We start from the raw sequence: 23,722 nt of genomic DNA on the forward strand, positions 1-23,722 counted from the left end.
GCATCACGTGTGATTGAAGGGGCATCACGCGTGATTGGAAGGGCATCGGATGTGATGCCCCGCCAATCACGCGTGTGTCCCCTCTGATCACGCGTGATGCCCGTTGGCTTGAGGAGGAGTTATGACGGCGGGTGTGGTGCGGGTTGCGTTGCGGCGGACGCTGCGGGAGGTGAAGTACGTCGGGGTGGTGCGGCCGCGGCGGGCGCGTGGGCTCGTGCGGGACGTCTACCGGCAGGTGGAACGGGACTTCGGGATGCTCGCCCCGCCGATCGCGCTGCACTCGGCGGCGCCGGAGGTGCTCGCCGCGGCTTGGCTGGTGCTGCGGGAGTCGCTCGTCGCGGCCGGGACGGCGAGCCGGGCCGACAAGGAGGTCGTCGCGGCCGCGGTGTCGGCGGCGAACTCGTGCCCGTACTGCGTCGAGGTGCACGGGATGGCGTTGAGCTCGCTGGGTGAGCCGGACGCGGCCGCGGCCATCGAGGCCGGCGACGCGGGGTCCATCCAGGACCGCGACACACGGGCGCTGGCGCTGTGGGCGCGGGGCGAAGGCGCCCTGCCCCCGGACGTGCCCGCCGGCACCGCGGCGGAGTTCATCGCCGTCGCCGTCGCGTTCCACTACCTCAACCGGGTGGTGAGCGTGTTCCTCGGCCCGTCGCCCCTGCCCGAGGCCGTCCCGCCGCAGGCGCGCGGCAAAGCCAAGGCGGTCCTGGGCTTCCTGCTCAAGCCGGGGGACGCGCCGCCCGCCGGTCAGTCGCTGGAACTGCTGCCCGCCGCGCCCGGAACGACCCCCGCCGACCCGCTCGACGACGCCTTCGCGCGCGCCGCGGCGGCCGTGGAGGCCGCCGGGGAACGCTCGGTGCCTTCGCGCGTGCGGGACCTCGTCCGCCGCGAACTCAAGGACTGGGACGGGAAACCGCCCGGGCTGAGCCGCGCGTGGGTGGAGCCGGTGCTCGCCGAACTGCCGGCTGAAGAGCGTGCCGCCGGACGGCTGGCGTTGCTGACGGCCAAAGCGGCGTACCAGACCGGGCCCGCGGACGTGGCCGCCGTCCGTCCGGAAAGGACGGACGATCGCGGCCTGGTGGAGCTGGTGTCGTGGGCGGCTTTCACCGCGGCCGTGGCCGCCGGTGAACGGCTGCCGCACCGCGCGCGAAGAGAAGACTTCCCAGGTCGGCGCGGGTGATGATCGAAAGGTCGGATCGCCCGCCGGGGCGCGCAGCACCGGGACACACCGAATCGCCCGGTTCGCGCTTGCCGCCCCGCGCGGTGGCCGATCTGCCCGGCCGGCGGTCGCCGCACGGTGGCTCGCCACCCGCGACGACCGCCGGCCCACGAAAAGACGTCGTATCGGTGAGAGGACAGACGGGTGACTGACACCAGGGGCGTGATCGCCGACCTGACCGCAGAGGCCGAGGAAGTCGACGCGCTCGTCGCGGGCCTCGCCGACCACGGGTGGGACATGCCCACCCCCGCGCCGGGCTGGCGCGTCCGGCACCAGATCGGGCACCTCGCCTTCATCTTCCGCATCGCCGGCCTGTCGGCGGCGCAGCCGGAGGCGTTCGTGGCGATGACGAAGTCGCTCGCGAACGTCGGGTTCGAGAAGGCGGTCGAAGGCGCGCTGCAGGAGTACATCCACGACCCGGCCGAGGTGCTGCTGACGCGCTGGCGGGCCGAGCGGGACGCCGGCATCAAGGCCCTCGCGGCCGTGCCCGGCGACCAGCTGGTGCCGTGGCTGGTGAACCCGCTGCCGCCGTACGTGCTGGCGTGCGCCGGGATGATGGAGGTGTTCGGCCACGGCCAGGACATCGCCGACGCGCTGGGCGTCCGCCCGGAGCGCACCGACCGGATCCGGCACCTCGTCGGGTTCGCCGTGCGGGTGCGGGACTTCGGCTACGAGGCGCGCAACCTGACGCCGCCGGCCGAGGAGTTCCGGTTCGAGCTCACCGCGCCCTCGGGCGCGCTCTGGACATTCGGGCCCGCGGACGCCGAGCAGCGGATCAGCGGCAGCGCCGAGGACTTCTGCCTGCTCGTCACCCGGCGGCGGCACCGCTACGACCTCGACGTACGGGCGAAGGGCACGTTGGCCGACCAGTGGCTCGACATCGCCCAGGCCTACCGCGGACCGGCGGGCCAGGGCCGCCGTCCGGGTCAGTTCGGCGCCTGAAGTTCTTGCAAGACAGCGAAGATCCTTGTCCGAGCGTGCTGACGTGGTGGCCGCGGGCAGGAAGAGAGAAGACGGTCCGCACCGCCCGGGAGATGCTGGACCGGACGGCCCGGCGGACCGGGCACCGGGCGGCGGCACAGGCCGCCGCCCGATGGCAAAACCGGAGCGGGACCCCGATCCCGTTCCGGAGGACAGCGGGGACCTGAAGGTTCCGGTGATACGGGGCTCGAGAGCCAGTGGGAGTGCGGTGGCATGAGCGTAGAGCGGATTTCGATCGTCGGTATCGGTCTCCGGTACCCCGACGCGAGTTCTCCGGAGGAGCTCTGGGAAAACGTGCTGGCCGGGCGCCGGGCGTTCCGCAGGCTGCCGGATGAACGGATGAACCGGGCGGACTACTATTCGCCCGACCCGAAGGCCCCGGACCGCTTCTACGCCCAGAAGGCGGCGGTGCTGCGGGACTACGAGTTCGACCGGGTGGCGCACAAGGTGGCCGGCAGCACGTTCCGGGCGACCGACACGACGCACTGGCTGGCCCTCGACGTCGCCGCCGCGGCTCTCGCGGACGCCGGCTTCGGCGAGGGTGACGGTGCGCCGCGGACGACCACCGGTGTTGTCATCGGCAACAGCCTCACCGGCGAGTTCTCCCGCGCCAACATCATGCGGCTGCGCTGGCCGTACGTGCGCCGGACGGTCGCGGCGGCGCTGACCGCCCGCGGCTGGGAGGACGAGGACACCGCGAACTTCCTGCGGGAGCTCGAGGTCCAGTACAAGGAGCCGTTCCCGGAGATCAACGAGGACACCCTCGCCGGTGGCCTGGCGAACACGATCGCCGGCCGCGTCTGCAACTACTTCGACTTCGCCGGCGGCGGCTACACCGTCGACGGTGCCTGCTCGTCGTCGCTGCTTTCCGTGGTGACGGCGGCCAACGCGCTCGCACAGGGCGACCTCGACCTCGCCATCGCCGGCGGTGTCGACCTTTCGATCGACCCGTTCGAGGTGATCGGCTTCGCGAAGACCGGCGCGCTGGCCAAGCGCGAGATGAAGGTCTACGACGCCGACTCCAACGGCTTCTGGCCCGGCGAGGGCTCGGGCATGCTGGTCCTGATGCGCGAGAGCGACGCGCTCGAGCAGGGCAAGCGGATCTACGCGTCGATCGGCGGCTGGGGCGTTTCCTCCGACGGCAAGGGGGGCATCACCCGGCCCGAGGCGGCCGGGCACCGGCTGGCCCTCAAGCGCGCTTACGACCGCGCCGGCTACGGCGTCGAGACCGTCTCGTACTTCGAGGGTCACGGCACCGGCACCGCGCTGGGCGACGCCACCGAGATCGAGGCGCTGTCCACCGCCCGCCGCGACGCCGACCCGCTGGCCAAGCAGGCCGCGCTCTCGACGATCAAGGGCAACATCGGCCACACCAAGGCCGCGGCCGGCGTCGCCGGCCTGATCAAGGCGACGCTGGCGGTGTACCACCAGGTCATCCCGCCCGCCACCGGGCACTACGACCCCCACGAGTCGCTGACCGGGACGTCGGCGCGGATGTACGTCCCGCGCGACGCGGCGCTCTGGCCGGCGGACCAGCCGGTCCGCGCCGGCGTGTCGGCGATGGGCTTCGGCGGGATCAACTCCCACGTCACGGTCACCGAGGCGCCGACCGCGGCCCGCCGCCGCGAGCTCGACGAGCGGGCCAGGACGCTGGTCGCCGGCCGGCAGGACGCCGAGCTGCTGCTGTTCGACGCCGACGACGTCGCGACCCTGCGGGGGAACATCGCGGCGACGCTGGAGGTCGTGCCGAAGCTGTCGTTCGCCGAGCTGACCGACCTCGCCGGCTCGCTGGCGAAGGAGCTGTCGGGCAAGCCGGTGCGGGCCGCGGTCGTCGCGGGCAACCCGGAGCAGGCCGAGCGGAAGCTCACCAAGCTCCTGGAGCAGCTCGAGTCGGGTGACTCGGTCTTCAACGGCGCCGACGGCATCTTCGCGAGCAGCCGCACCTCCGCGCCGAAGATCGGCTACCTGTTCCCCGGCCAGGGTTCCGGCCGCGGGGGCGACAGCGCGCTGCGCCGCCGGTTCACGGTGGCCGACGAGATCTACCGCGCCGCCGCGCTGCCGGTCGCCGGCGACCAGGTCGCCACCGAGGTGGCGCAGCCGCGGATCGTCACCGGTTCGCTGGCCGCGCTGCGGGTGCTGCGTTCGTTCGGCATCGAGGCGTCGACCGCCACCGGGCACAGCCTCGGCGAGCTGACCGCGCTGCACTGGGGCGGCGCGCTCGACGAGCGCGGGCTGCTCGACCTGGCGAAGGTCCGCGGCAAGGTGATGGCCACGACGACCGGCGACGGCACCGGCGCGATGGCGGGCATCGCCGCATCGCCGGGCCGGGTGGAGGAACTCGGCCTGGGCGACGACGTCGTCATCGCCGGGTACAACGCCCCCGAGCAGACGGTGATCTCCGGGCCGGCCGGGGCGATCGACAAGATCGTCGCCCGGGCCAAGGCCCAGGGCGTCGGCGCGACCCGGATCAAGGTCTCGCACGCCTTCCACTCGCCGGCGGTCGAGCCGGCCGCGAACGCGATGACCGAGCAGCTGGGTCAGTTCGCCTTCTCCCGGCTGGAGCGGCCGGTCGTCTCCACCGTCAGCGGCGACGTCCTGCACGCCGCGGAGAACCTGCCCGAGCTGCTGCGCGACCAGATCGTGCTGCCGGTCCGCTTCCGCGAAGCCGCCGCCAAGGTGGCCGAGCGCAGCGACCTGGTGGTCGAGGTCGGCCCCGGCCGGGTGCTGACCGGGCTGTTCGAGGAGATCGCCCCGGACACGCCGGTGCTCGCCATCGACACGGACAACGCGTCGCTGCAGGCGCTGCTGCGGGTCGTCGGTGCGGCGTTCGCGCTCGGCGTGCAGCTGACCGTGGACGCGCTGTTCGAGGGCCGGGTCGTCCGGGCCCTGCCCGCCGACGGCCAGTTCAACTTCCTCGCCAGCCCCTGCGAAGCGGCTCCGTCGATCGACAGCGAGCTCGCTGCCGAGCTGGCCGCGGAGAAGGCGCAGGCCGCCGAGGCCGGCGCAGGCGCCGAGAGCGACGGCAGCTCCACGCTGGACCTGCTGCGCAAGCTCGCCGCCGAGCGCGTCGAGCTGCCCCTGGAGACCGTCACCGCCGACACCCACCCGCTCGACGACCTGCACCTGTCGTCGATCACGGTCGGGCAGCTGGTCAACGACGTCACCCGGGCACTGGGCCGTCCCGCACTGGAAGGCATGCCGAACTTCGCGACGGTGTGCCTCGGTGAGCTCGCCGAGATGATCGACGAGCTGGCGCAGACGGCGAAGCCGAGCGACTCCTCCGGTGGGGGCGAGGCCCCGGGCGTCGGGCCGTGGGTCCGGCCGTTCGCGGTCGAGTACGTGCCCGCGCCGCGGCCGACGGCGGACCTGACGCCGGGTGCGGGCAACGCCGAGTGGCAGGTCTTCGCCACGCCGCGGCACCCGCTGGCCGAACCGCTGCGGGCCGCGCTGGCGAAGTCCGGTGCCGGCGACGGCGTGCTGCTCTGCCTGCCCGCGGACTGCGACTCCAGCCACGTCGGCCTGTTCCTCGACGCCGGCCGCGCCGTCATGGCCGCCCCCAACGGCACGCGCTTCGTGGTCGTGCACCACGGTTACGGCGCGGCCGGTCTGGCCAGGACCCTGCGGCTCGAGGACCCCTCGGCGAAGACGACGATCATCGACTTGGCGAACCCGACGCCGTCGGGCGCCGACGAGATCGCCTCGGCCGTGACCACCGTGGTGGCCGAGGTCGCCGCGACCACGGACTTCACCGAAGCCCGCTACGGCGCCGACGGCGGACGCACCGTGCCGCGGCTGTCCGCGCTGCCGGCGCCGAAGCCCGGCCCGATCCGCGATTCGCTGGACGCCACCGACGTCCTGCTCGTCACCGGTGGTGGCAAGGGCATCACCGCGGAGAGCGCGCTCGCGCTGGCCAAGGACTCCGGAGCCCGGCTGGCCCTGCTCGGACGCAGCGACCCGGAGTCCGACAGCGAGCTGGCGGAGAACCTCGACCGCATGGAAGCGGCGGGCATCCGCTACCGCTACGAGCGCGCCGACGTCACCAGCGCCCCGCAGATCGCCGAGGCGGTCGCCCGGGTCCAGGCCGACCTGGGCCCGGTCACGGCGATCCTCCACGGCGCGGGCCGCAACGAGCCGGCTGCCCTCTTCAGCCTGACCGAGGACAGCTTCCGCAAGACCCTCGCCCCGAAGATCGGCGGCCTCAACGCGGTGCTCGCCGCGGTGGACTCCGACCGGATCAAGCTCCTGGTCACCTTCGGCAGCATCATCGGCCGGGCCGGCCTGCGCGGTGAAGCGCACTACGCCACGGCGAACGACTGGATGACCGAGCTGACCCTGCGCTTCGGCCAGGAACACCCGAAGGCGCGGGCGATCGCGCTGGAGTGGTCGGTCTGGTCGGGCACCGGCATGGGCGAGAAGCTCGGCGTGGTCAGCGCCCTGATGCGCGACGGCATCACGCCGATCCCGACCGAGGAGGGCATCACCATCCTCCGCCAGGTGCTGGCCGACCCGGCCGCACCGCCGGTGCTGGTGGTCTGCGGCCGCACGTCGGGCCTGGCCACGCTGCCGATCCAGAAGCGGGAGCTGCCGCTGACGCGGTTCGTCGACCGGGCGATCGTGCACTACCCGGGCGTCGAGCTGATCACCGAGGCGGACCTGTCCGACGGGGCCGACCCGTACCTGACCGACCACCTGCTCGACGGGCAGCTGCTGTTCCCGGCGGTGCTCGGCATGGAGGCCATGACGCAGGCCGCGGCGGCGACGCTGGACCGCACCGGCACCCCGGTGCTGTCGGACGTCGAGTTCCTCCGGCCGATCATCGTCTCGCCCGGTGGGTCGACCACGGTCCGGCTGGCCACGCTGGCCCGCGACGCCGACACCGTCGACGTCGTGATCCGCAGTGACGAGACCGGCTTCAGCGCCGACCACTTCAAGGCGCGGCTCAGCTTCGCCCGGCCGGACCAGATCGGCGAATGCGTGCCTCGCGACGTCGCGCTGCCGCCGGTGCCGGTGGAGCCGATCAGCGAGCTGTACGGTTCGGTTCTCTTCCAGGGCAAGCGGTTCCAGCGGGTCCTCGGCTACCGCCGGGCCAGTGCCCGGCACGCGGTCGCCGAGATCTCGACGAACGCGGACCACTACTGGTTCGCCCCGTTCCTCCCGCAGGAGCGGCTGCTGGCCGACCCCGGCACGCGGGACGCGATGATGCACGCGATCCAGTGCTGCGTCCCGGACGCGACGCTGCTGCCGCAGGGCATCGAGAAGCTGTACCTGGCCGAGCCGGGCCGCCAGCACGACGAGTACGTCTTGCTGGACGCGAAGGAACGGTCCCAGGACGGCGACAGCTACGTCTACGACCTCGACGTCCGCAACCCCGACGGGACGCTGGTCGAGCGCTGGGAAGGCCTGAAGCTGCGCGCGGTCCGCAAGCGCGACGGCGCCGGGCCGTGGGTCCCCTCGATGCTGGGGTCCTACGTGGAGCGTGCGTGCGAGCGGCTGCTCGGCGGGACGCGGTCGGTGGTGCTCGAGCCGGACCCGGCCGGGCGCCCGGCGGAGGGCATCGCCGAGCGGAGGGCGCAGACCGCGCTCGCCGCGGGCCGTGCGCTCGACCGGCCGGTCGAGGTGCTCTACCGCCCCGACGGCAAGCCGGAGTGCGACGGCGTCCAGGTCAACGCGTCGCACACCTCGCAGCTGACCCTCGTGGTCGCCGGCGCCGACCAGGTCGCCTGCGACATCGAGACGGCGATCGAACGCACCGACGAGGACTGGGCCGGGCTGCTCGGCGAAGAGCTCCTCGCACTGGGCCGGCTGCTGGCCGCCGACACCGGCGAACCGATCAGCGTGGCCAACACCCGGGTCTGGAGCGCGCTGGAGTGCGTGCGCAAGACGGGCTCGATGACCCAGGCGCTGACCGTGCGCCAGGTCGACGCCGACGGGTGGGCGCTGCTCGCCTCCGGCGGTGCCCGGATCGCCACCTGGTCGACCACCGTCAACGACCGGACCGACCCGATCGTCTTCGCCGTGCTCCACGCAGAGGGGAACTGAGGATGTCCGACTACTACGAGATCCGCCACACGGTCGGCTTCGAAGAGACCAACCTGGTGGGCAACGTCTACTACGTGAACTACGTGCGCTGGCAGGGCCGGTGCCGCGAGATGTTCCTCAAGGAAAAGGCCCCGGCGGTGCTGGAGGAGGTCCGGCACGACCTCAAGCTCTTCACCCTCAAGGTGGAGTGCGAGTTCTTCGCCGAGATCACCGCGTTCGACGAGCTGTCCATCCGGCTGCGGCTGGAGGAGCTCACCTCGACGCAGATCCAGTTCGCTTTCGACTACGTCCACCTGCGTGCGGAGGGCGAAGTGCTGGTGGCCAGGGGACGGCAGCGCATCGCCTGCATGCGCGGGCCCAACACGGCCACCGTGCCGTCGCGGGTCCCCGAGCAGCTGCGCGAGGCGCTGGTGCCCTATTCGACGGCCGCGGTCAACGGCAAGGGAGTCTGAAGTGGGCTACGAGTCTGAGCCTTCGGAACGGCCGGTGCTGAAGCGGCTGCCGACGTCGCCGGCCCGCCGCGGCCTGTCGGCCCAGCCGGGACTGCGCCAGGTGATGGCGCAGTTCGCGACCGGGGTGACGGTGCTGACGGCGGGCGGGGAAGACGCGCACGGGATGACCGCGAACGCGTTCTCGTCGGTGTCGCTGGAACCGCCGATGGTGCTGTGCTGCGTGTCCAAGGCGGCCCGGATGCACGCCGCGATCGTCACCGCCGGCTCGTTCGGGGTGAACATCCTCGCGGCGGACCAGCAGGAGACGTCGAAGTACTTCGCCGACTGGCGCCGTCCCGACGGGATGGCCCAGTTCGAGGCCGTCGGCTACACCGCGGGCGGCAAGACCGGGTCGCCGTTGCTGACCGGCGCGCTGGCCTGGCTGGAGTGCGAGCTGGCGCAGGTGATCGAGGGCGGTGACCACTCGATCTTCCTGGGCCGGGTGGTCGCCACCAGCCGGGGCACCGGCGAGCACGCCCTCGTCTTCTACGGCGGCGGTTACCACCACGTCGACGGGAAGGCCCGCGCGGCCTGAGAGGGGCGAAGGTCATGCTGATCGCGGTCACGGGCGGTACCGGCTTCCTCGGTGCCCACACGGTCGCGGCGCTGCTGCGGCGGGGGCACCGGGTCCGGCTGCTCGCCCGTGACGCGAGCGGCGTGGCCGGTGCGCTGGCTCCGCTCGGCGTCGATGCGTCCACTGTGGACGTCCAGGTGGGCGACGTGACGGACGCCGCGGCGGCCGGCCGGCTGGTCGCCGGGGCGGACGCGCTGCTGCACGCGGCCGGCGTCTACACCTTCGACAGCAGGCGGCGCGCCGAGCTGTGGCGGGTGAACGCCGGTGGCACCGAGGTCGTCCTCGGTGCCGCGCGGCGGGCGGGCACCGGGCGGATCGTGCACGTCTCGACGGTCGGGGCGCTCTACCCCACGGCCTCGCCGTCGATCGGGACGGCGAGCCCGGTCGGCGCGCCGCGGGAGCCCTACCTGGCGTCGAAGGCCGAAGCCGAGCGGATCGCCCGGCGGCACCGGGCCGACGGCGTGCCGGTCACCGTCACCTACCCGCCGGCGCTGCTCGGCCCGCACGACCCGCACCTGGGCGACCAGAACGCGCGGCTGCGGGACCTGCTGCGCGGGCTGATGCCGATCTGGCCGGGCCGCGGGCTGCCGCTCGGCGACGTCCGCGACTCGGCGGCGTTGCACGCGGAGCTGGTCCGCGGTCCGGCCGTGCCCGCGGCCTTCGGGCCGGGGCACTTCCTGGCCACCCGCGAGTACCTGGCGACGGTCCGGGCCGCGACCGGGCGCGCCCTGCCGGCGGTGTTCCTGCCGCCGCGGGCGATGTTCCCGGTCGGCCGGGCCGCCGACCTGCTGCAGCGCGTCTGGCCGTGGCACGTCCCGGCCCAGTACGGCGCGCTCTACGTCTGCGCCACCGCCGTCCCGGTCGCCGCGGACGCACCCACCGGCGGCGTTGCGGCGCGGCCGGCTCTCGACACCGTGCGCGACACGGTGGCCTGGTTGCACACGACCGGGCGCCTCACCGACCGGCAGGCCGGTGCGGCCGCCGTGTCCACCGCATCCATTCCGGACGCCGGTCCCGGCCGATCCGGGATCCAGACCGAGGAGGTCCTGCCATGACCGCCAGCGACGCCGCCCGTGCGGGCACCGGTGACCAGCAGCCCGTGCGGCTGGCCGCCGACCCGGTCCCGGCCGGGCTGCCGGTGGACGTGCCGGTCCGCCCGATGCCCCGGCTGGGCCGCGGCATCGTGTGGTCCGACATCGTCGCCGAGATCGAGCGGGACGAGCGTGCCCGGATGAGGGATGCCGCGTGAGCGGAAGCCAGGAGGCCGCCGACGACGCCGAGGTGGTGCCGGTCCCGGACGGGCTCTCCCGCGGCCGCCGCCGGCTCGGGCGGCCGGGGGAGGCCGGTGACGCCCAGGTGATCGAGCTGGCGCGGGCCGCCGACCAGGCGCGTCCCGCGCCGCCGGACATGCCGCTGCTGCGGCGCCGGCGCGAGGAACTGCGGGCGCACATCCACGAGGGCAAGCTCGACGCCGTCCGGCGCCAGCACTCGCTGGGCAAGCTGACCGCACGCGAACGGCTCGCCCTGCTGCTCGACGACGACTCCTTCACCGAGATCGAGCCCTACCGGCGGCACCAGGCGAGCGGACCGGGCCTGGCGGGCAACCGCCCGCACACCGACGGCGTGGTCGCCGGCTCCGGCACGATCGACGGGCGGCGGGTGTTCGTCTACGCCCAGGACTTCACGCTGTTCGGCGGCTCGCTCGGCGAGGCGCACGCGGCGAAGATCCACAAGGTGCTCGACCTCGCGGTGGCCAACGGCGCACCGGTGATCGGGCTCAACGACAGCGGCGGCGCCCGGATCCAGGAGGGCGTGCTGGCGCTCAACGGCTACGGCGGGATCTTCCGCCGCCAGGTCGAGGCGTCCGGCGTCATCCCGCAGATCAGCGTGATCCTCGGGCCGTGCGCGGGCGGCGCGGCGTACTCGCCCGCGCTGGCGGACTTCACGTTCATGGTCCGGGACACCGCCCGGATGTACCTGACCGGGCCCGACGTCGTGGAGGCGGTGAGCGGCCAGCGCGTCACGCACGAGGAACTCGGCGGCGCGGACGTCCACGGTTCGGCTTCGGGCGTCGCGACGGTGGTGCACGACGACGAGGAGAGCTGCCTCGCCGACGTCCGCTACCTGGTCTCGCTGCTGCCGTCGAACTACCTCGACCCGCCACCGGTCACGGCGTCGACGAACGCGAAGGACGACTACCGGCCCCTCCTGGCGGAGCTGGTGCCGGTGGAGCCGAACCAGCCGTACGACATGCGGGACGTGTTCGCCGAAATCGCCGACGACGGTGAGTTCTTCGAGCTGCACGAAGGCTGGGCGCGCAACGTGCTGTGCGCGCTGGCGCGCATCGACGGCCGGGTGGTCGGCCTGGTCGGCAACCAGCCGATGGTGTTCGCCGGGGTGCTCGACGGGCCGGCGTCGCAGAAGGCCGCGCGGTTCGTCCGGTTCTGCGACGCGTTCGGCATTCCGCTGGTGAGCCTCGTGGACGTCCCGGGTTTCCTGCCGGGGGTGGAGCAGGAGCGCGGCGGCATCATCCGGCAGGGCGCGCAGCTGCTGCACGCGTACTGCGAAGCGACGGTGCCGCGGATCCAGGTGATCCTGCGCAAGGCCTACGGCGGCGCGTACATCGTGATGGACTCGCGGTCCATCGGGTGCGACCTGTCGCTGGCGTGGCCCACCAACCAGATCGCGGTGATGGGCGCGGAGGGCGCGGTGAACGTCCTGCACCGCCGCGAACTGGCGGCGGCCCCGGACCCGGCGGCGCTGCGGGCGAAACTGGTGGCGGAGTACACGGCGGAGTTCCTGAACCCCCAGTACGCGGCCGAGCGCGGGCTCGTCGACGACATCATCGACCCGGCGGAAACCCGCGCGGCACTGGCCAGGGGGCTGGCGATGCTGCGGGACAAGCGCAAGGCCGGCCCGGGACGCAAGCACGGCAACCTGCCGATCTGACGGGAGTGGATGGTGTCGGCGACCGAAAGTCCGGACCTGGTCCGGGTGCTGCAGGGCACCCCCGACGACGTCGAGCTCGCGGCCTTGGTCGCCGTCCTGACCCTGCGGCGGGCGGCCCCGGAGCCGCCACCGCAACCGTCGGCGTGGTCGCGGCCGGTGTGGGGCCGCGGGGTGGAGGTCCGAGCGGGGCGCGACGCCTGGCGGATGTCGGGGCTGCCGCGCTGAGGTTCCGGGTCTGAAGCGCCCCAATGTGGCGTTGGTTGCGTGAACGCATCCAACGCCACATTGGGGCGTTTGCGCTGGGCCGGGTTTGGGCGATTCGGCGGGTCTCGCGCCGTGAGGTAGGGGCCGCCCTGGGCGTGGTGCCCGCTCTGCGGCTGCGCGGCGGAGCCGGCCGAGTTTTGCGGCCGGTCCGGCGCTCTGCCCGAGTTCGGTGGTGACCCCCGGCTCGCCGGCGACGACCTGTTGCGCCCCAATGTGGCGTTCGGTGCGCTCAACGCACCCAATGTGGCGTTCGGTGCGTTGGACGCAACCAACGCCACATTGGGGCGCTCGAGGCGGGCCGCCGGCGCGTGAGCCGCGCGTGGGCCGCGTGGGCCGCGAGCCGCGTGGGCCGCGTGGCCGCGCGTGAGCCGCGTGGCGCCGCGTGGGCCGCGAGGGCCGCGCGTGGGCCGCGTGGCCGCGAGTGAGCCGTGTGGCCGTGTGGCCGCGTGAGCCGCGTGGCTGCGAGGGAGCGAGTGGGCCGCGCGTGAGCCGCGTGGCCGCGAGTGAGCGAGTGAGCTGCTGAACCCGTCAGGCCGCGTTGTGCAGGCGTGTGGCCGCGGCGCGTTCCCGGCGCGGTGAGTACGTCGTGTGGCCCGCGTGGACCGCTACGTACCTCACCTCGCCGTCCAGCAGCACCTCCACCTCCGTGCGGTCGCCCAGCTGGAACGCGGCGCCGCAGGCTGCGCACGTTCGCTGGCGCTCGGCCGCCGATGGGCGGGGGACGGGGGAGCCGTTCGAGGGGGTCATCGCGCACCTCCGGGGTCGTCGGGCGGGATGCGTGCCCGGGGCGGGCATGCGGAATTCCCGTTCTCCAGTGCACCTCTCACGCCCGGGCGCCCACCACTCGTCCGCTGCGGGCGCGGCCCGCCGATAGCGATTTCCATCCGATCCTCGAGCCCGGCCGCGCATGGTGGAACCCACCACCGGAAGCGAAAGCGAGGTCCCACCATGACAGCAGCGGCGGCGGTTCCGGAAGGTCCCGACCGGACGATCACGGCCGGAGCCGAGGTGCGGCTCCGGCTGGTCGAGGCCCCCGCCCCGGCGGCGGCGGACGAAGACGACCTGGGCGAGCACATCGTCCTCGGCTACAACTGACCGGCTCCCGGCACCGGCACGGACGGTACCCGTCCCGTGCCGGAGCGCACGCTCGGAGATGAGCGCCGCGCAAGCCAGACGCCAGACTTGCAAGTGTTCGGGCCGGAGTGTCACCGGGCTTCCGGCGGGTGCTGCCGGTCGCCCGTGCGTGACTACGCACGAGCGGCGACCGGCCTACGTTGGTTGGGAGGCCGGCGGATGGCAATGCGCCTCCAGCTCACCACGGGCCTCGACGTGCTCGAGGAGTGGGCCGAGTCCGCGTCGCAGGCGCAGCGGAACGTCGTCTACGAAGCATTGTTCGCTATCGGCGACGGTTCCGTGTTCCTGGTTCACGACATTTTCGCCGATCCGGCGGATCCAGGTACTTTCATCATTGTCGTGAAATCGGGTCTCATCATGAAAGTCGCTATTCAACGGGCCGAATGCACGTTCGGGATCCGGTACGTCGGCGCCGTCGAGGACGAGGTCGACTCCCCTGCCTTCCAGCAGGAACCCTCGTCTTCGGAGTGAGCCGAACGGCCTAATCGGCGACGCACCCGGCTGCGGGTGATTGCGCCGACCGGATGACGAATTACCCGGCCGGACCGTGTATTCGTCATCTTGACGCAGGTGTCCTCGATGTGAAAGCCTTTGCGTGTTCGCTGGTCACGCCTTTATCTCTGGGGTGGATTACGTAGGAGGCTGCACCATGTCGTCACCTGAATTGCCGGGACTCGATGTTTCCAGCCGGGTTCGCGCCCGGGACGTCCAGATGACCGGGACCGCCGACCTGGCCCGCCGGGTGCTGATGATCACCGGGGCCATCGACACCACCGATCACGACGTTTCGGTGAGCGTCAACCTGCCCGAGCCCGGCCGCTGGCAGGTCATCAAGGCGGAAACAAACCTGACCGACCAGACGTGGGTCGCGATGCAGGCGGTGATGGACGAAGACTCGACGTTCCTCGACGACGAGATGCTGATGTCGCCGCAGTTCTCCAAGAGCTTCATGACCCCGGACCAGCGCCGCCTCACCTTCTACGAAGGCGAGGTGCGCCCGGGCGAGACGGTGCTCAAGACCTACTCGATGGAGACGAGCGGCCGCAAGCCGACCTACTTCTACTCCCGCTACAGCCCGATCGCGACCGACAGCGCCGAACAGTCCCAGCAGACCCTCGGCGAGCTGGTGGCCAACGGCATGGGCCAGCGGCCGGTGGTCGAGCTGATCGTGCCGGTCACGGTGCTCTGAACGCGCCGCCCGACCGAGCGATCCGAGGAATGCCGTGATCACGTTCGTGCCGGAGCCGCACCTGCTCGACTCCCCGCGCGGCCGGGAATGGCCACGCCCGCCCGCGCCACCGTCCCCGGCGCGGGGGGCGTCGCCGCCGGCGTCGGCCGACGTCGTGATCGTCGGCGCCGGCCCGGCCGGGCTCGCCGTCGCCTCGGCCCTGTGGCACCACGGCGTGCACGACGTCGTCGTGGTGGACCGCACCGGGCGCCCGTGCGGGCGCTTCTTCGACCGGATCGACACACTGGGCCAGCGTGTCCTGCGCTCGCCCTACGAACACCACCCGGGCGTCGAAGGCTTCCGCGACTGCGAACTGCTCGACTTCGCGCGGCTGCACTGGAGCCGGCTGACCCGCACCGAGCGCCGCGAGATCCGGATGGCGCAGTCCGGCCACCGCTCGGTGGTGCCGGTGGACGTCTTCGACGCCTACTGCGCCCACCTGGCCACCTCCCACCACGTGGCCGAAAAGGCGTGGCAGGCCACCGTCCGCGCGGTCGAGCCCGGCCGCGATGCGGTCACCGTCCGCACGGACCGGTTCTCCGTCGCCGCGCGCCACGTCGTGCTGTGTCCCGGTGAAGAACGCCGCTCCGCCCCGGAAACGTGGTGGGGCGGCGGCCATCCGCCGCGCGGGGTGTCGTTCTGGGACGAGTCCGTGCCGTCGGGCGCGCAGTGCCAGGTGGTCGTCGGCGCCGGGCTGACGGCGGCGCACCTCATCACCGGCGCGCTGGCCGCGGGCCGCGAGGTGCAGTGGGTCGTCCGCGAACCCGGCGAGCGCTACCAGTGCGCCGACGTCAACTCCTCGTTCTTCCGCCCGGAAGGGCGCAAGCGCTTCGACGGCGTCGGCTGGTCCGAACGGCTCGAGCTGATGGGCCGGTTCCGGCGGGCGTCGATCATGTTCGAGTTCCGGCCGCAGCTGGAACGCGCCGAAGCCGTGGGCCGGCTGGTCGTGCACCGCGGCGAGGCGGTCAAGGAGGTCGCGGCCGCCGTCGGCGGCACCGTCGTGCTGCGGCTGGAAAGCGGCCGCCGGGTCGCGGGCGACCACGCCGTGCTGGCCCTGGGCACCACCCCTTCGATCGGCACCGGCCTGCTGCCCGACGACGTCGTCGCCGCCCGCGACGGCTGGCCGGAGCTCGACGAGCGGACGCTGTCCTACCGCCGGGAGCCGCGCGTGTCGGTGGTCGGGGCGGCGGCCGGGATGGTGCTCGGTCCCGCGGCGCGCAACATCGACGGCCACCGCGTCGCCACCACCCGCGTGGCCGCGGCCATCGCCCACCGGCTGCGCCACGGCGTCCCGGCCGAGGTGGCGGCCGGTGTCTGAGCCGCACGACACCCGCTTCGCGCTGCCTGCCGTCGACGACCCGGGGTCCACCGAGGCCGGGGTGATCCTGCTCGGCCTGGACCCGGACCGGCTGCTGGCCGGGCTCGGCGTGGCCCGGCTCGCCGACGACGCGGCCGTGGTCACCCAGGTCGTCGACCAGGCCCGGCACGGGGCGGGCGGGTTCACCATGGCGGCGCTGGTCGACTCCGGCGCCGGGCACTGGCGGGCCCTGCGCGACGAGCTGGGCGAGCCGCCGTCGACGTCGTCACCCGGTTCGCTGCGCCGGACGTGGGCCGACCGGCTCGAGCGGGTCGCCGCGGCGGTGCCGGGGGCCGGCGCCGCGACCGTCGCCTACCTCACCGCGTGTGCGCTGCGCCGCACCGAGGTCGACCAGCTCGCCGACCGGCGGGCGGACGGAAAGGAATCCCCCGATGTCGTACCTGAGGTCCCTGCCGGCTGAGACCACGCTGCTGCAGGTCTTCAAGGCCTACCCCGGACCGGCGCGGCACCTGCTGGCGTTCCACGAGGAGCTGCTGCGCGGCGAGTCGCCGTTCACCCCCGGCGAGCGGGAGATGATCGCCGCGTACGTCTCCGGGGTCAACAGCTGCGATTACTGCCACGGAATCCACACCGTGACCGCCGAGGCCTTCGGCGTCCCCGAGGGCGTGCTCGCCGCGGCGGTCGCCGATCTGGAGACGGCGCCGGTCGAGGAAAAGCTCAAGCCGGTGCTGGCCTACGTGGGCAAACTGACCCGCACGCCCGCGCGGATGACCGACGCCGACGCCGAGGCCGTCTTCGCCGCCGGCTGGGACGAGCGGGCGCTGCACGACGCGGTGCTGGTCTGCGCCCTGTTCAACTTCATGAACCGGATGGTGGAGGGCCTGGGCATCCGGGCCGACGAGGCCTACGCGACGACGTCGGGCGAGCGGCTCAAAGAAGGCGGTTACGCCGGTCTGGCGCACCTGCTCGCCTGAGCGGACGAAGAGGAGGAGGCCCCCGGCGGACCGCGCCGGGGGCCTTCTCCGTTCGCGGGAAGTCCACAAAGGATGAGCACAGTGGACGGTCGCGGACGGCGGCGCAGGGTGCTCGCGCGGACACGCTCGGTCGATGGTGGGCGAAGTGTACGTTTTCTGTTGCCTACCAACATGTTTCGCTTTGGCATTCCGGCCGTTCAGGGCATCGTGGGAGATGTACCGCCGCCCCCGCCGCGTACCGTCGCCTGGTGACAGAGCCGGTCCGTGCACCGGTTTTCCACGAGCCGATCGGTGATGGGGGTCGCGAACATGCGCCTGAAACAACTACGGAACGGCCGGATAGCCGGCCGTTCGGTGCTCGCCGTCGTGGCGGGCGTGCTGCTGCTGTCGTCCGGCCACGTCATCCCGGCCGCCGCCCGGTCCGACGGCCCGGCGCACACCCGCGTCGCCCCGGGCTGGGGAGAGCCCAACGGCGACAAGGCGGGCACGCGCCGGGTCGGCGGCCCGGTCGACAGCCGCACCGTCGGCACCCTGCAGACCGCCTGGACCGCCCCGCTGGTGGGCAACCTCGACCGCTACGTCGGCACGCACTCGGCGACGCCGGTCGTCGCGAACGGCGTGCTCTACACCCAGGACCACAGCTCCAACGTGTACGCGATCGACCTGCGGACCGGCCGTCAGCTGTGGACGAAGCTGTACCACTCCGAGAGCAACGGGCCCACCGGTGTCGCGGTCGGCGACGGCCGCGTCTTCGGCGGCACCGCCGACTCGGTCTTCGCGCTCGACGCGCGGACCGGCGCCGAGCTGTGGATCAAGAAGATCACCCGCAACGCCAACGAGGGCATCGACATGGCACCCGGGTACGACAACGGGACCGTGCTCATGTCCACCGTCCCCGGCGTCTACGGCGGGTTCTACCGCGGCAACGGCCAGGGCGTCGTCTGGGCGCTCGACGGGCGCACCGGCGCGACGAAGTGGAAGTTCGAGACCGTTCCCGCCGACCTGTGGGGCATGCCGGACGTCAACTCGGGCGGCGGGCTCTGGTACCCGCCGAGCTTCGACAGCCGCGGCGACGTCTACCTGGCGGTGACCAACCCGGCGCCGTTCCCCGGCACCACCGAGTACCCGTGGGGCTCGAGCCGGCCGGGCGCGAACCTCTACACGAACTCCGTGGTCAAGCTGGACGGCCGGACCGGGAAGCTGCTCTGGTACAACCAGGCCAGCCCGCACGACATCTACGACTGGGACCTGCAGAACTCGCCGATCGTCACCACGGCGGGCCGCCGTCCGGTGGTGATCGGGTCGGGCAAGGCCGGCTTCGTCTACTCCTACGACCAGGCGACCGGCAAGACGCTGTGGAAGACGGCCGTCGGGATCCACAACGGACACGAGAACGACAACCTGCTGGCCATGAACGGCGAGTACGACAAGCTGCCGCAGCTGCCGGTCGAGATCTTCCCCGGCGTGCTGGGCGGCATGCCGGCGCCGCTGGCGGTCGACGACACGACCATCTACGCGGCGGTCAACAACCTGGGCGCCACCTGGACCACCCAGGGCCTGCCCACCCTGGCGCCGTTCGACAAGGGCACCGGGGAGATGGTGGCGCTGGACAAGGTCACCGGGGCGATCAAGTGGCAGCACCCGCTCGACCACTCGCCCTACGGCGCCTCGTCCGTCGTCAACGACGTCGTGTTCACCACGACCTACGAGGGCAAGGTGCACGCCATGAGCACGAAGACCGGCGAGGAGCTCTGGTCGGCGCAGCTGCCCGCCGGGTCCAACTCGCCGGTGATGATCGACGGCGACACCGTGGTCGCGGTCGGCGGGTACCCGCTGACCCCGGACCAGAAGCCGACGATCGTGGCCTACCGCCTGGGTTCCTGCCCGCGGCGCTGAGCCGCTCCCACCACGATGGCCGTCCCGGGCTGCCCGGGACGGCCATCGTGCTTTTTTGCTTCTCCCGCAGCGGGTCCGGGGCAATCGGGAAGACGTCCGGCGCCCCGGCGCGGTGTGAGGATCGCAAGGTCAGTTGTCCTCGCCGACGAACGGGCCGTGACCAATGCAGCCGTTTCGCGTCTCCATCCCGCAGGCCGACCTCGACGACCTGAACGCCCGCCTCGCCGCCACCCGCTGGCCCGCCGAACTGCCCGGCGTCGGCTGGAGCCGGGGCGTTCCGCTGGGGTACCTCAAAGACCTCGCCGAGTACTGGCGAACCGAGTACGACTGGCGCGTCGCCGAAGCGAAGCTCAACTCCTTCCCCCAGTTCCGCACCCGGATCGACGGTTCGGACATCCACTTCGTCCACGTCCGCTCGCCGCACGAGAACGCGATCCCGCTCCTGCTCACCCACGGCTGGCCCGGCGGTGTGGTCGAGTTCGTCGACATCGTCGAGCCGCTCACCCACCCCGCTCCCGGCGAGCAGGCGTTCCACCTGGTCGTCCCGTCGATCCCCGGTTACGGCTTCTCGACGCTGGAGGAGACCGGCTGGGACGTGCCGCGCATCGCCCGCGCGTGGGCGGAGCTGATGAGCCGTCTCGGGTACGACCGTTACATCGCCCAGGGCGGGGACGCGGGCTCGGTGATCTCGCTGGAGCTCGGCCGCCTCGCTCCCGACCACGTGCTCGGCGTGCACGTCAACATGCTGATGACCTTCCCGTCGGGCGACCCGGCGGACTTCGCCGACCTCGACGAGGTCGACCAGGCGCGGCTGGGCCGCCTCGGCCAGTTCGACGCCGAGCTGTCGGGCTACATGCGGGTGATGGCGCAGCGGCCGCAGACGCTGGCCTACAGCCTCACCGACTCGCCGGTGGGGCAGCTCGCGTGGATCGTCGAGAAGTTCCGCGAGTGGACCGACGCGGCACTCGTCCCGGAGGACGCGGTCTGCCGCAACCACCTGCTGACCATCGTCTCGACCTACTGGCTGACCGCGAGCGGCGGTTCGTCCGCGCAGTTCTACTACGAAGGCGCCGAAGGGGTCCGGCTCGCGGCGAGCGGGGTCAAGCCGCCGCCGATCGAGGTGCCGGTCGGGGTCGCGGTGTTCCCGCGGGACCTGTTCCTGCCGATCCGCCGCTGGGCCGACCGCGACATCCCGACCATCAAGCACTGGACGGAGTTCGACCGCGGCGGTCACTTCGCCGCGATGGAACAGCCGGAGCTGCTCGCCGGCGACATCGCCAAGTTCGCCCGTTCCCTGTAGCCCGGCCGAACCCGGATAGGAGTTCCCGATGGTTTCCCGGTCCCTTCAAGAGCGCTTCGCCGAGCAGGTGGACCGCACGCCGGACGCGGTGGCGGTGTCCGCCGAGGGCGTGGTGCTCACCTACCGGCAGCTCGACCGGCTGGCGAACCGGCTGGCCCACCGCCTGCTCGGCCTCGGCGCGGGGGAGGAGCGGCCGGTCGCGGTGCTGATGGACCGCTCGCCCGACGTCGTCGTCGCCGTGCTGGCCGTGCTCAAGGCCGGGGCCGCGTACCTGCCGCTGCACCACTCGTACCCGGTGGAGCGCAAGCAGTGGATCCTCGAGCACGCCGGCGACCCGATCCTGCTGACCGACCGCGTATTGCGCGAGCAGGGGCTGCCGAAGGCGGGCCGGGTGGTCGTCGTCGACGAGGACGACCGGTCCGCGCTGCCGGAGAGCGACCCGAAGGTGGCCGGGCACCCGGAAGACGTCGCCTACGTCATGTACACCTCCGGCACGACCGGGGAGCCCAAGGGCGTCTCGATCCCGCACCGCGCGGTGCTCGGGCTCGTCGACGACACCCGGTGGGCGACCGGCTGGCACGACCGGCTGCTGCTGGTCGCGCCGCACGCGTTCGGCGTCTCCACCTACGAGCTGTGGGTGCCGCTGCTGCGCGGGGGCACCATCGTGCTGGCCCCGCCCGGCGACCTCGACATCGCGACGCTGCGCCGGCTGATCACCGACCGGGCGATCACCGGCCTGCACCTGACCGCCGGGCTGTTCCGCCTGATCGCGTCCGAGGCGCCGGAGTGCTTCGCCGGCGTGCGCGAAGTGCTGACCGGCGGTGACGTGATCGCGCCGAACGCCGTGCGGCGCGTGCTGGAAACCTGCCCCGGCACGGTGGTCCGCGCGATGTACGGCGCCACCGAGCTGTCGACGTTCGCCGTCAGCTGGCCGATGCGCACGCTCGCCGACGTCGAGGCGGGCGTCCCGGTCGGCGAGCCGCTGGACGGCCTGCGGGCCTACGTGCTCGACGAGCGGCTCGAGCCGGTGGCCGACGGGGTCGCCGGCGAGCTGTACCTGGCCGGCAGCCGGCTGGGCCGCGGCTACCACGGACGGCCGGACCTGACGGCCGACCGGTTCGTCGCCGACCCGTTCGGCGGCGACGGCGGCCGGATGTACCGCACCGGCGACCTCGTGCGCCACACCCCCGATGGCGTGCTCGACTTCGTCGGCCGGGCCGGGGACCTGGTCAAGATCCGCGGGTTCCGGGTGGAGCTGGGCGAGATCGAGACCGTGGTGTCGAAGTTCGCCGGCCTCGCGCACGTGGCCGTCGTCGCCCGGGAGGACGAGCCGGGCGAGACGAAGCTCGCCGCGTACGTGGTGCCCGCCTCCGGCGAGGTCGACGTGCCCGCCCTGCGCGCCCACGCCGCCGAGCTGCTGCCCGACTACATGGTCCCGGCCTTCGTCGTGCTCGACACGCTTCCGCTGACCCCCAACGGGAAACTCGACCGCAAGGCGCTGCCGGCGCCCGAGACCGCCGTCGCGGGGGACTACCGCGCGCCGGTCACCGAGCGGCAGCGCGTGCTGTGCGGCCTCTTCGCCGAGGTGCTCGGCGCCGAGCGGGTCGGGCTCGACGACAGCTTCTTCGACCTCGACGGCCAGTCGATGCTCGCGATGCAGCTGATCAGCCGCATCCAGACCGAGCTCGGGGCCGAACTGACCATCGGCGACCTGTTCAACGCACCGACCGTCGCCGGCCTCGACGAGCTGATGCCAGGGGAAGCGAGCCAGTCATGAGCACCAACCCGTTCGACGTCGAGGACGGCACGTTCCGGGTGCTGGTCAACGCCGAAGGCCAGTACTCCCTGTGGCCCGCGGCGCTCGCCGTGCCGCGCGGCTGGACCGGCGAGCACGGCCCGGCGGCCAAGGCCGCCTGCCTGGCCTACGTCCGCGAACACTGGACCGACCCGCGGCCGCGCAGCCTCGCCGCCGCCGACCCGAGGAAGGGCGCCCGATGACCGGATCCGCGGTGCCGGAGGGGCCGTTGCCGCTCTCGCTGAACCAGGAATTCCTCTGCGCCTACGACAAGGGCGACACCGACGGCGCCTTCGGGCACCTGCACACGCTCGCCTACGGCTGGCGCATCCGCGGCCCGCTCGACCTCGCGACGCTGCAGGCCGCGCTGGACGACCTCGTCGTCCGGCACGAGACGCTGCGCACGTCGATCACCCGCGGCGAGGAGCGGTCGCAGCGGATCCACCCGCCGTCGCCGGTCGAGCTGGAGGTCCGCGAGCTGCTCGCGGAGCCGAGCGGCCGTGACACGCGGGCCGAGGAGTTCACCAACGAGATCGAGGCGGTCCCGTTCCCGGTCACCCGGCTGCCGCACCTGCGCGCGGTGCTGGGCCGGTTCGACGACCAGGACGCGGTCCTCGTGCTCGTCACCCACCACAGCGCCACCGACGGCTGGTCGATGCAGGTGCTGATGCGCGACCTGACGCTCTGCTACGCCGCCCGCCGCGGCAACGCCCCGCGTGAGCTGCCGCCGGTGGGGCACTACCGGGACTTCACCGCGTGGCAGCACTCGGACGCCGCGGCGGCCGCGGTCGCCCGCCCGCTGGCCTACTGGCGCGAGCAGCTGGCCGGCGCGCAGATCCTCGCCGTGCCCACGGACGTCCCGAAAGACCCGGCGCGCCCCAGCGCCTACGCCGTACACCGGTTCCTGATCGACCGGGAGCTGACGGCCGCGACGCTGGCGTTCGCGAAGTCGGCGCGGAGCACGCCGTTCATGGTGCTGCTCGCCGCCTACGTCGCGCAGCTGCACCGGCTGACCGGCGAGGCCGACATCGTGGTGCCGACCTTCACCTCGGGCCGGTTCCAGCGGGAGTACGCCGACTCCGTCGGGCCGTACTTCAACTTCGTCGCGCTGCGCGTGCGGCTCGACGGCGCCGCCACGCTGCGCGAGCTGCTGGAGCGGGTTCGCAAGACGTGCTTCGACGCCTACGCCAACGACATCCCCTTCAGCCTCGTCGTGCCCGAGGTGCCCCAGGTCGTCACCCAGTTCGCCGCGGCGGACCGCGCGGTGGTGGCGTTCGAGGTGCTGCAGTCGCCGGACGCGCTGGACGAGACCGTCGTCGGCGACCTCACCTGCACCGAGATCCGGCGCCGCACGATCTCGCAGCCGGTCAGCTGCGGCATCCCGGACGGCGGGCTGTGGGCCACCGACATCCTGCCGTCGGGGGAAATGGCGTCCAGCCTCAAGTACGACGCCAACCTGTACGACCGCGCGAGCGTCGAGGCGACGGCGAAGGAGTTCCGCGAACTGCTCGCCGAACTGGTCGGCGCCCCGGACTCCCCGGTCGCGGGTGGCTGAACGGCAAG

Annotated in this window: 21 protein-coding genes; 20 read left to right on the forward strand and 1 reads right to left on the reverse strand. The window is 72.8% G+C overall.

What is annotated here, in order from left to right:
* The first annotated feature begins 121 nt into the window (after positions 1-121).
* The 9 genes from Q5425_RS23535 to Q5425_RS23575 all read left to right on the forward strand — a co-directional run bounded on the left by Q5425_RS23535 (position 122) and on the right by Q5425_RS23575 (position 12,475).
* On the forward strand, positions 122-1,177 hold the full coding sequence (locus tag Q5425_RS23535) for a carboxymuconolactone decarboxylase family protein (RefSeq protein ID WP_308674452.1): 1,056 nt from the start codon (positions 122-124) through the stop codon (positions 1,175-1,177).
* 183 nt (positions 1,178-1,360) lie between these two features.
* The gene (locus tag Q5425_RS23540; protein ID WP_308674453.1) at positions 1,361-2,158 is read left to right on the forward strand and encodes a TIGR03084 family metal-binding protein; all 798 of its coding nucleotides are present in this window, start codon (positions 1,361-1,363) and stop codon (positions 2,156-2,158) included.
* A gap of 252 nt (positions 2,159-2,410) precedes the next feature.
* Complete coding sequence (locus Q5425_RS23545) at positions 2,411-8,236, forward strand: type I polyketide synthase (protein WP_308674454.1); 5,826 nt, start codon at positions 2,411-2,413, stop codon at positions 8,234-8,236.
* Positions 8,237-8,238: 2 nt separating this feature from the next.
* Entirely contained in the window at positions 8,239-8,688 is a 450-nt protein-coding gene (locus Q5425_RS23550; RefSeq protein ID WP_308674455.1) for an acyl-CoA thioesterase, read from the forward strand.
* Between the two features lies 1 nt (position 8,689).
* Complete coding sequence (locus tag Q5425_RS23555; protein ID WP_308674456.1) at positions 8,690-9,262, forward strand: flavin reductase family protein; 573 nt, start codon at positions 8,690-8,692, stop codon at positions 9,260-9,262.
* Positions 9,263-9,276: 14 nt separating this feature from the next.
* Positions 9,277-10,356, forward strand: coding sequence for an SDR family NAD(P)-dependent oxidoreductase (locus tag Q5425_RS23560; protein WP_308674457.1), 1,080 nt, complete (start codon positions 9,277-9,279; stop codon positions 10,354-10,356).
* Entirely contained in the window at positions 10,353-10,550 is a 198-nt protein-coding gene (locus tag Q5425_RS23565; protein ID WP_308674458.1) for a DUF6222 family protein, read from the forward strand. The genes Q5425_RS23560 and Q5425_RS23565 overlap by 4 nt, the downstream gene beginning before the upstream one ends.
* A gap of 158 nt (positions 10,551-10,708) precedes the next feature.
* Positions 10,709-12,250: an acyl-CoA carboxylase subunit beta gene (locus tag Q5425_RS23570; RefSeq protein ID WP_308674733.1), complete on the forward strand. Its 1,542-nt coding sequence runs from the start codon at positions 10,709-10,711 to the stop codon at positions 12,248-12,250.
* A gap of 12 nt (positions 12,251-12,262) precedes the next feature.
* The gene (locus tag Q5425_RS23575; RefSeq protein ID WP_308674459.1) at positions 12,263-12,475 is read left to right on the forward strand and encodes an acyl-CoA carboxylase subunit epsilon; all 213 of its coding nucleotides are present in this window, start codon (positions 12,263-12,265) and stop codon (positions 12,473-12,475) included.
* A 567-nt stretch (positions 12,476-13,042) separates the two neighbouring features.
* Here Q5425_RS23575 and Q5425_RS23580 read toward each other — a convergent pair.
* Positions 13,043-13,261, reverse strand: coding sequence for a hypothetical protein (locus tag Q5425_RS23580; RefSeq protein WP_308674460.1), 219 nt, complete (start codon positions 13,259-13,261; stop codon positions 13,043-13,045).
* A gap of 201 nt (positions 13,262-13,462) precedes the next feature.
* On the opposite strand from Q5425_RS23580, the gene Q5425_RS23585 reads away from it, so the two are divergent.
* From Q5425_RS23585 to Q5425_RS23635, 11 genes are all read left to right on the forward strand, one after another.
* Complete coding sequence (locus Q5425_RS23585; protein ID WP_308674461.1) at positions 13,463-13,609, forward strand: hypothetical protein; 147 nt, start codon at positions 13,463-13,465, stop codon at positions 13,607-13,609.
* 198 nt (positions 13,610-13,807) lie between these two features.
* Complete coding sequence (locus tag Q5425_RS23590) at positions 13,808-14,119, forward strand: DUF6235 family protein (protein WP_308674462.1); 312 nt, start codon at positions 13,808-13,810, stop codon at positions 14,117-14,119.
* Positions 14,120-14,360: 241 nt separating this feature from the next.
* The gene (locus Q5425_RS23595; protein ID WP_308674463.1) at positions 14,361-14,837 is read left to right on the forward strand and encodes a DUF6423 family protein; all 477 of its coding nucleotides are present in this window, start codon (positions 14,361-14,363) and stop codon (positions 14,835-14,837) included.
* 34 nt (positions 14,838-14,871) lie between these two features.
* Positions 14,872-16,194, forward strand: a complete 1,323-nt coding sequence (locus Q5425_RS23600) for an FAD/NAD(P)-binding protein (protein ID WP_308674464.1) — start codon at positions 14,872-14,874, stop codon at positions 16,192-16,194.
* Positions 16,187-16,654 carry a DUF6187 family protein gene (locus tag Q5425_RS23605; RefSeq protein ID WP_308674465.1) on the forward strand — a complete coding sequence of 156 codons (468 nt, stop codon included), beginning with the start codon at positions 16,187-16,189 and terminating at the stop codon, positions 16,652-16,654. Before Q5425_RS23600 ends, Q5425_RS23605 begins: the two co-directional genes overlap by 8 nt.
* The gene (locus Q5425_RS23610) at positions 16,626-17,168 is read left to right on the forward strand and encodes a carboxymuconolactone decarboxylase family protein (RefSeq protein ID WP_308674466.1); all 543 of its coding nucleotides are present in this window, start codon (positions 16,626-16,628) and stop codon (positions 17,166-17,168) included. Before Q5425_RS23605 ends, Q5425_RS23610 begins: the two co-directional genes overlap by 29 nt.
* Positions 17,169-17,477: 309 nt before the next feature.
* A complete protein-coding gene (locus tag Q5425_RS23615) occupies positions 17,478-19,064 on the forward strand; it encodes a PQQ-binding-like beta-propeller repeat protein (RefSeq protein ID WP_308674467.1) in 1,587 nt (528 codons plus the stop codon).
* Positions 19,065-19,227: 163 nt separating this feature from the next.
* Positions 19,228-20,364: an epoxide hydrolase gene (locus Q5425_RS23620; protein WP_308674468.1), complete on the forward strand. Its 1,137-nt coding sequence runs from the start codon at positions 19,228-19,230 to the stop codon at positions 20,362-20,364.
* Positions 20,365-20,392: 28 nt separating this feature from the next.
* Positions 20,393-22,141, forward strand: coding sequence for a non-ribosomal peptide synthetase (locus Q5425_RS23625; protein WP_308674469.1), 1,749 nt, complete (start codon positions 20,393-20,395; stop codon positions 22,139-22,141).
* Positions 22,138-22,362, forward strand: a complete 225-nt coding sequence (locus Q5425_RS23630; protein ID WP_308674470.1) for an MbtH family protein — start codon at positions 22,138-22,140, stop codon at positions 22,360-22,362. The genes Q5425_RS23625 and Q5425_RS23630 overlap by 4 nt, the downstream gene beginning before the upstream one ends.
* Positions 22,359-23,714, forward strand: coding sequence for a condensation domain-containing protein (locus Q5425_RS23635; protein ID WP_308674471.1), 1,356 nt, complete (start codon positions 22,359-22,361; stop codon positions 23,712-23,714). Before Q5425_RS23630 ends, Q5425_RS23635 begins: the two co-directional genes overlap by 4 nt.
* The last annotated feature ends 8 nt before the right edge of the window (positions 23,715-23,722 follow it).

It is taken from the genome of Amycolatopsis sp. A133 (assembly GCF_031082405.1).
GTDB lineage: Bacteria > Actinomycetota > Actinomycetes > Mycobacteriales > Pseudonocardiaceae > Amycolatopsis.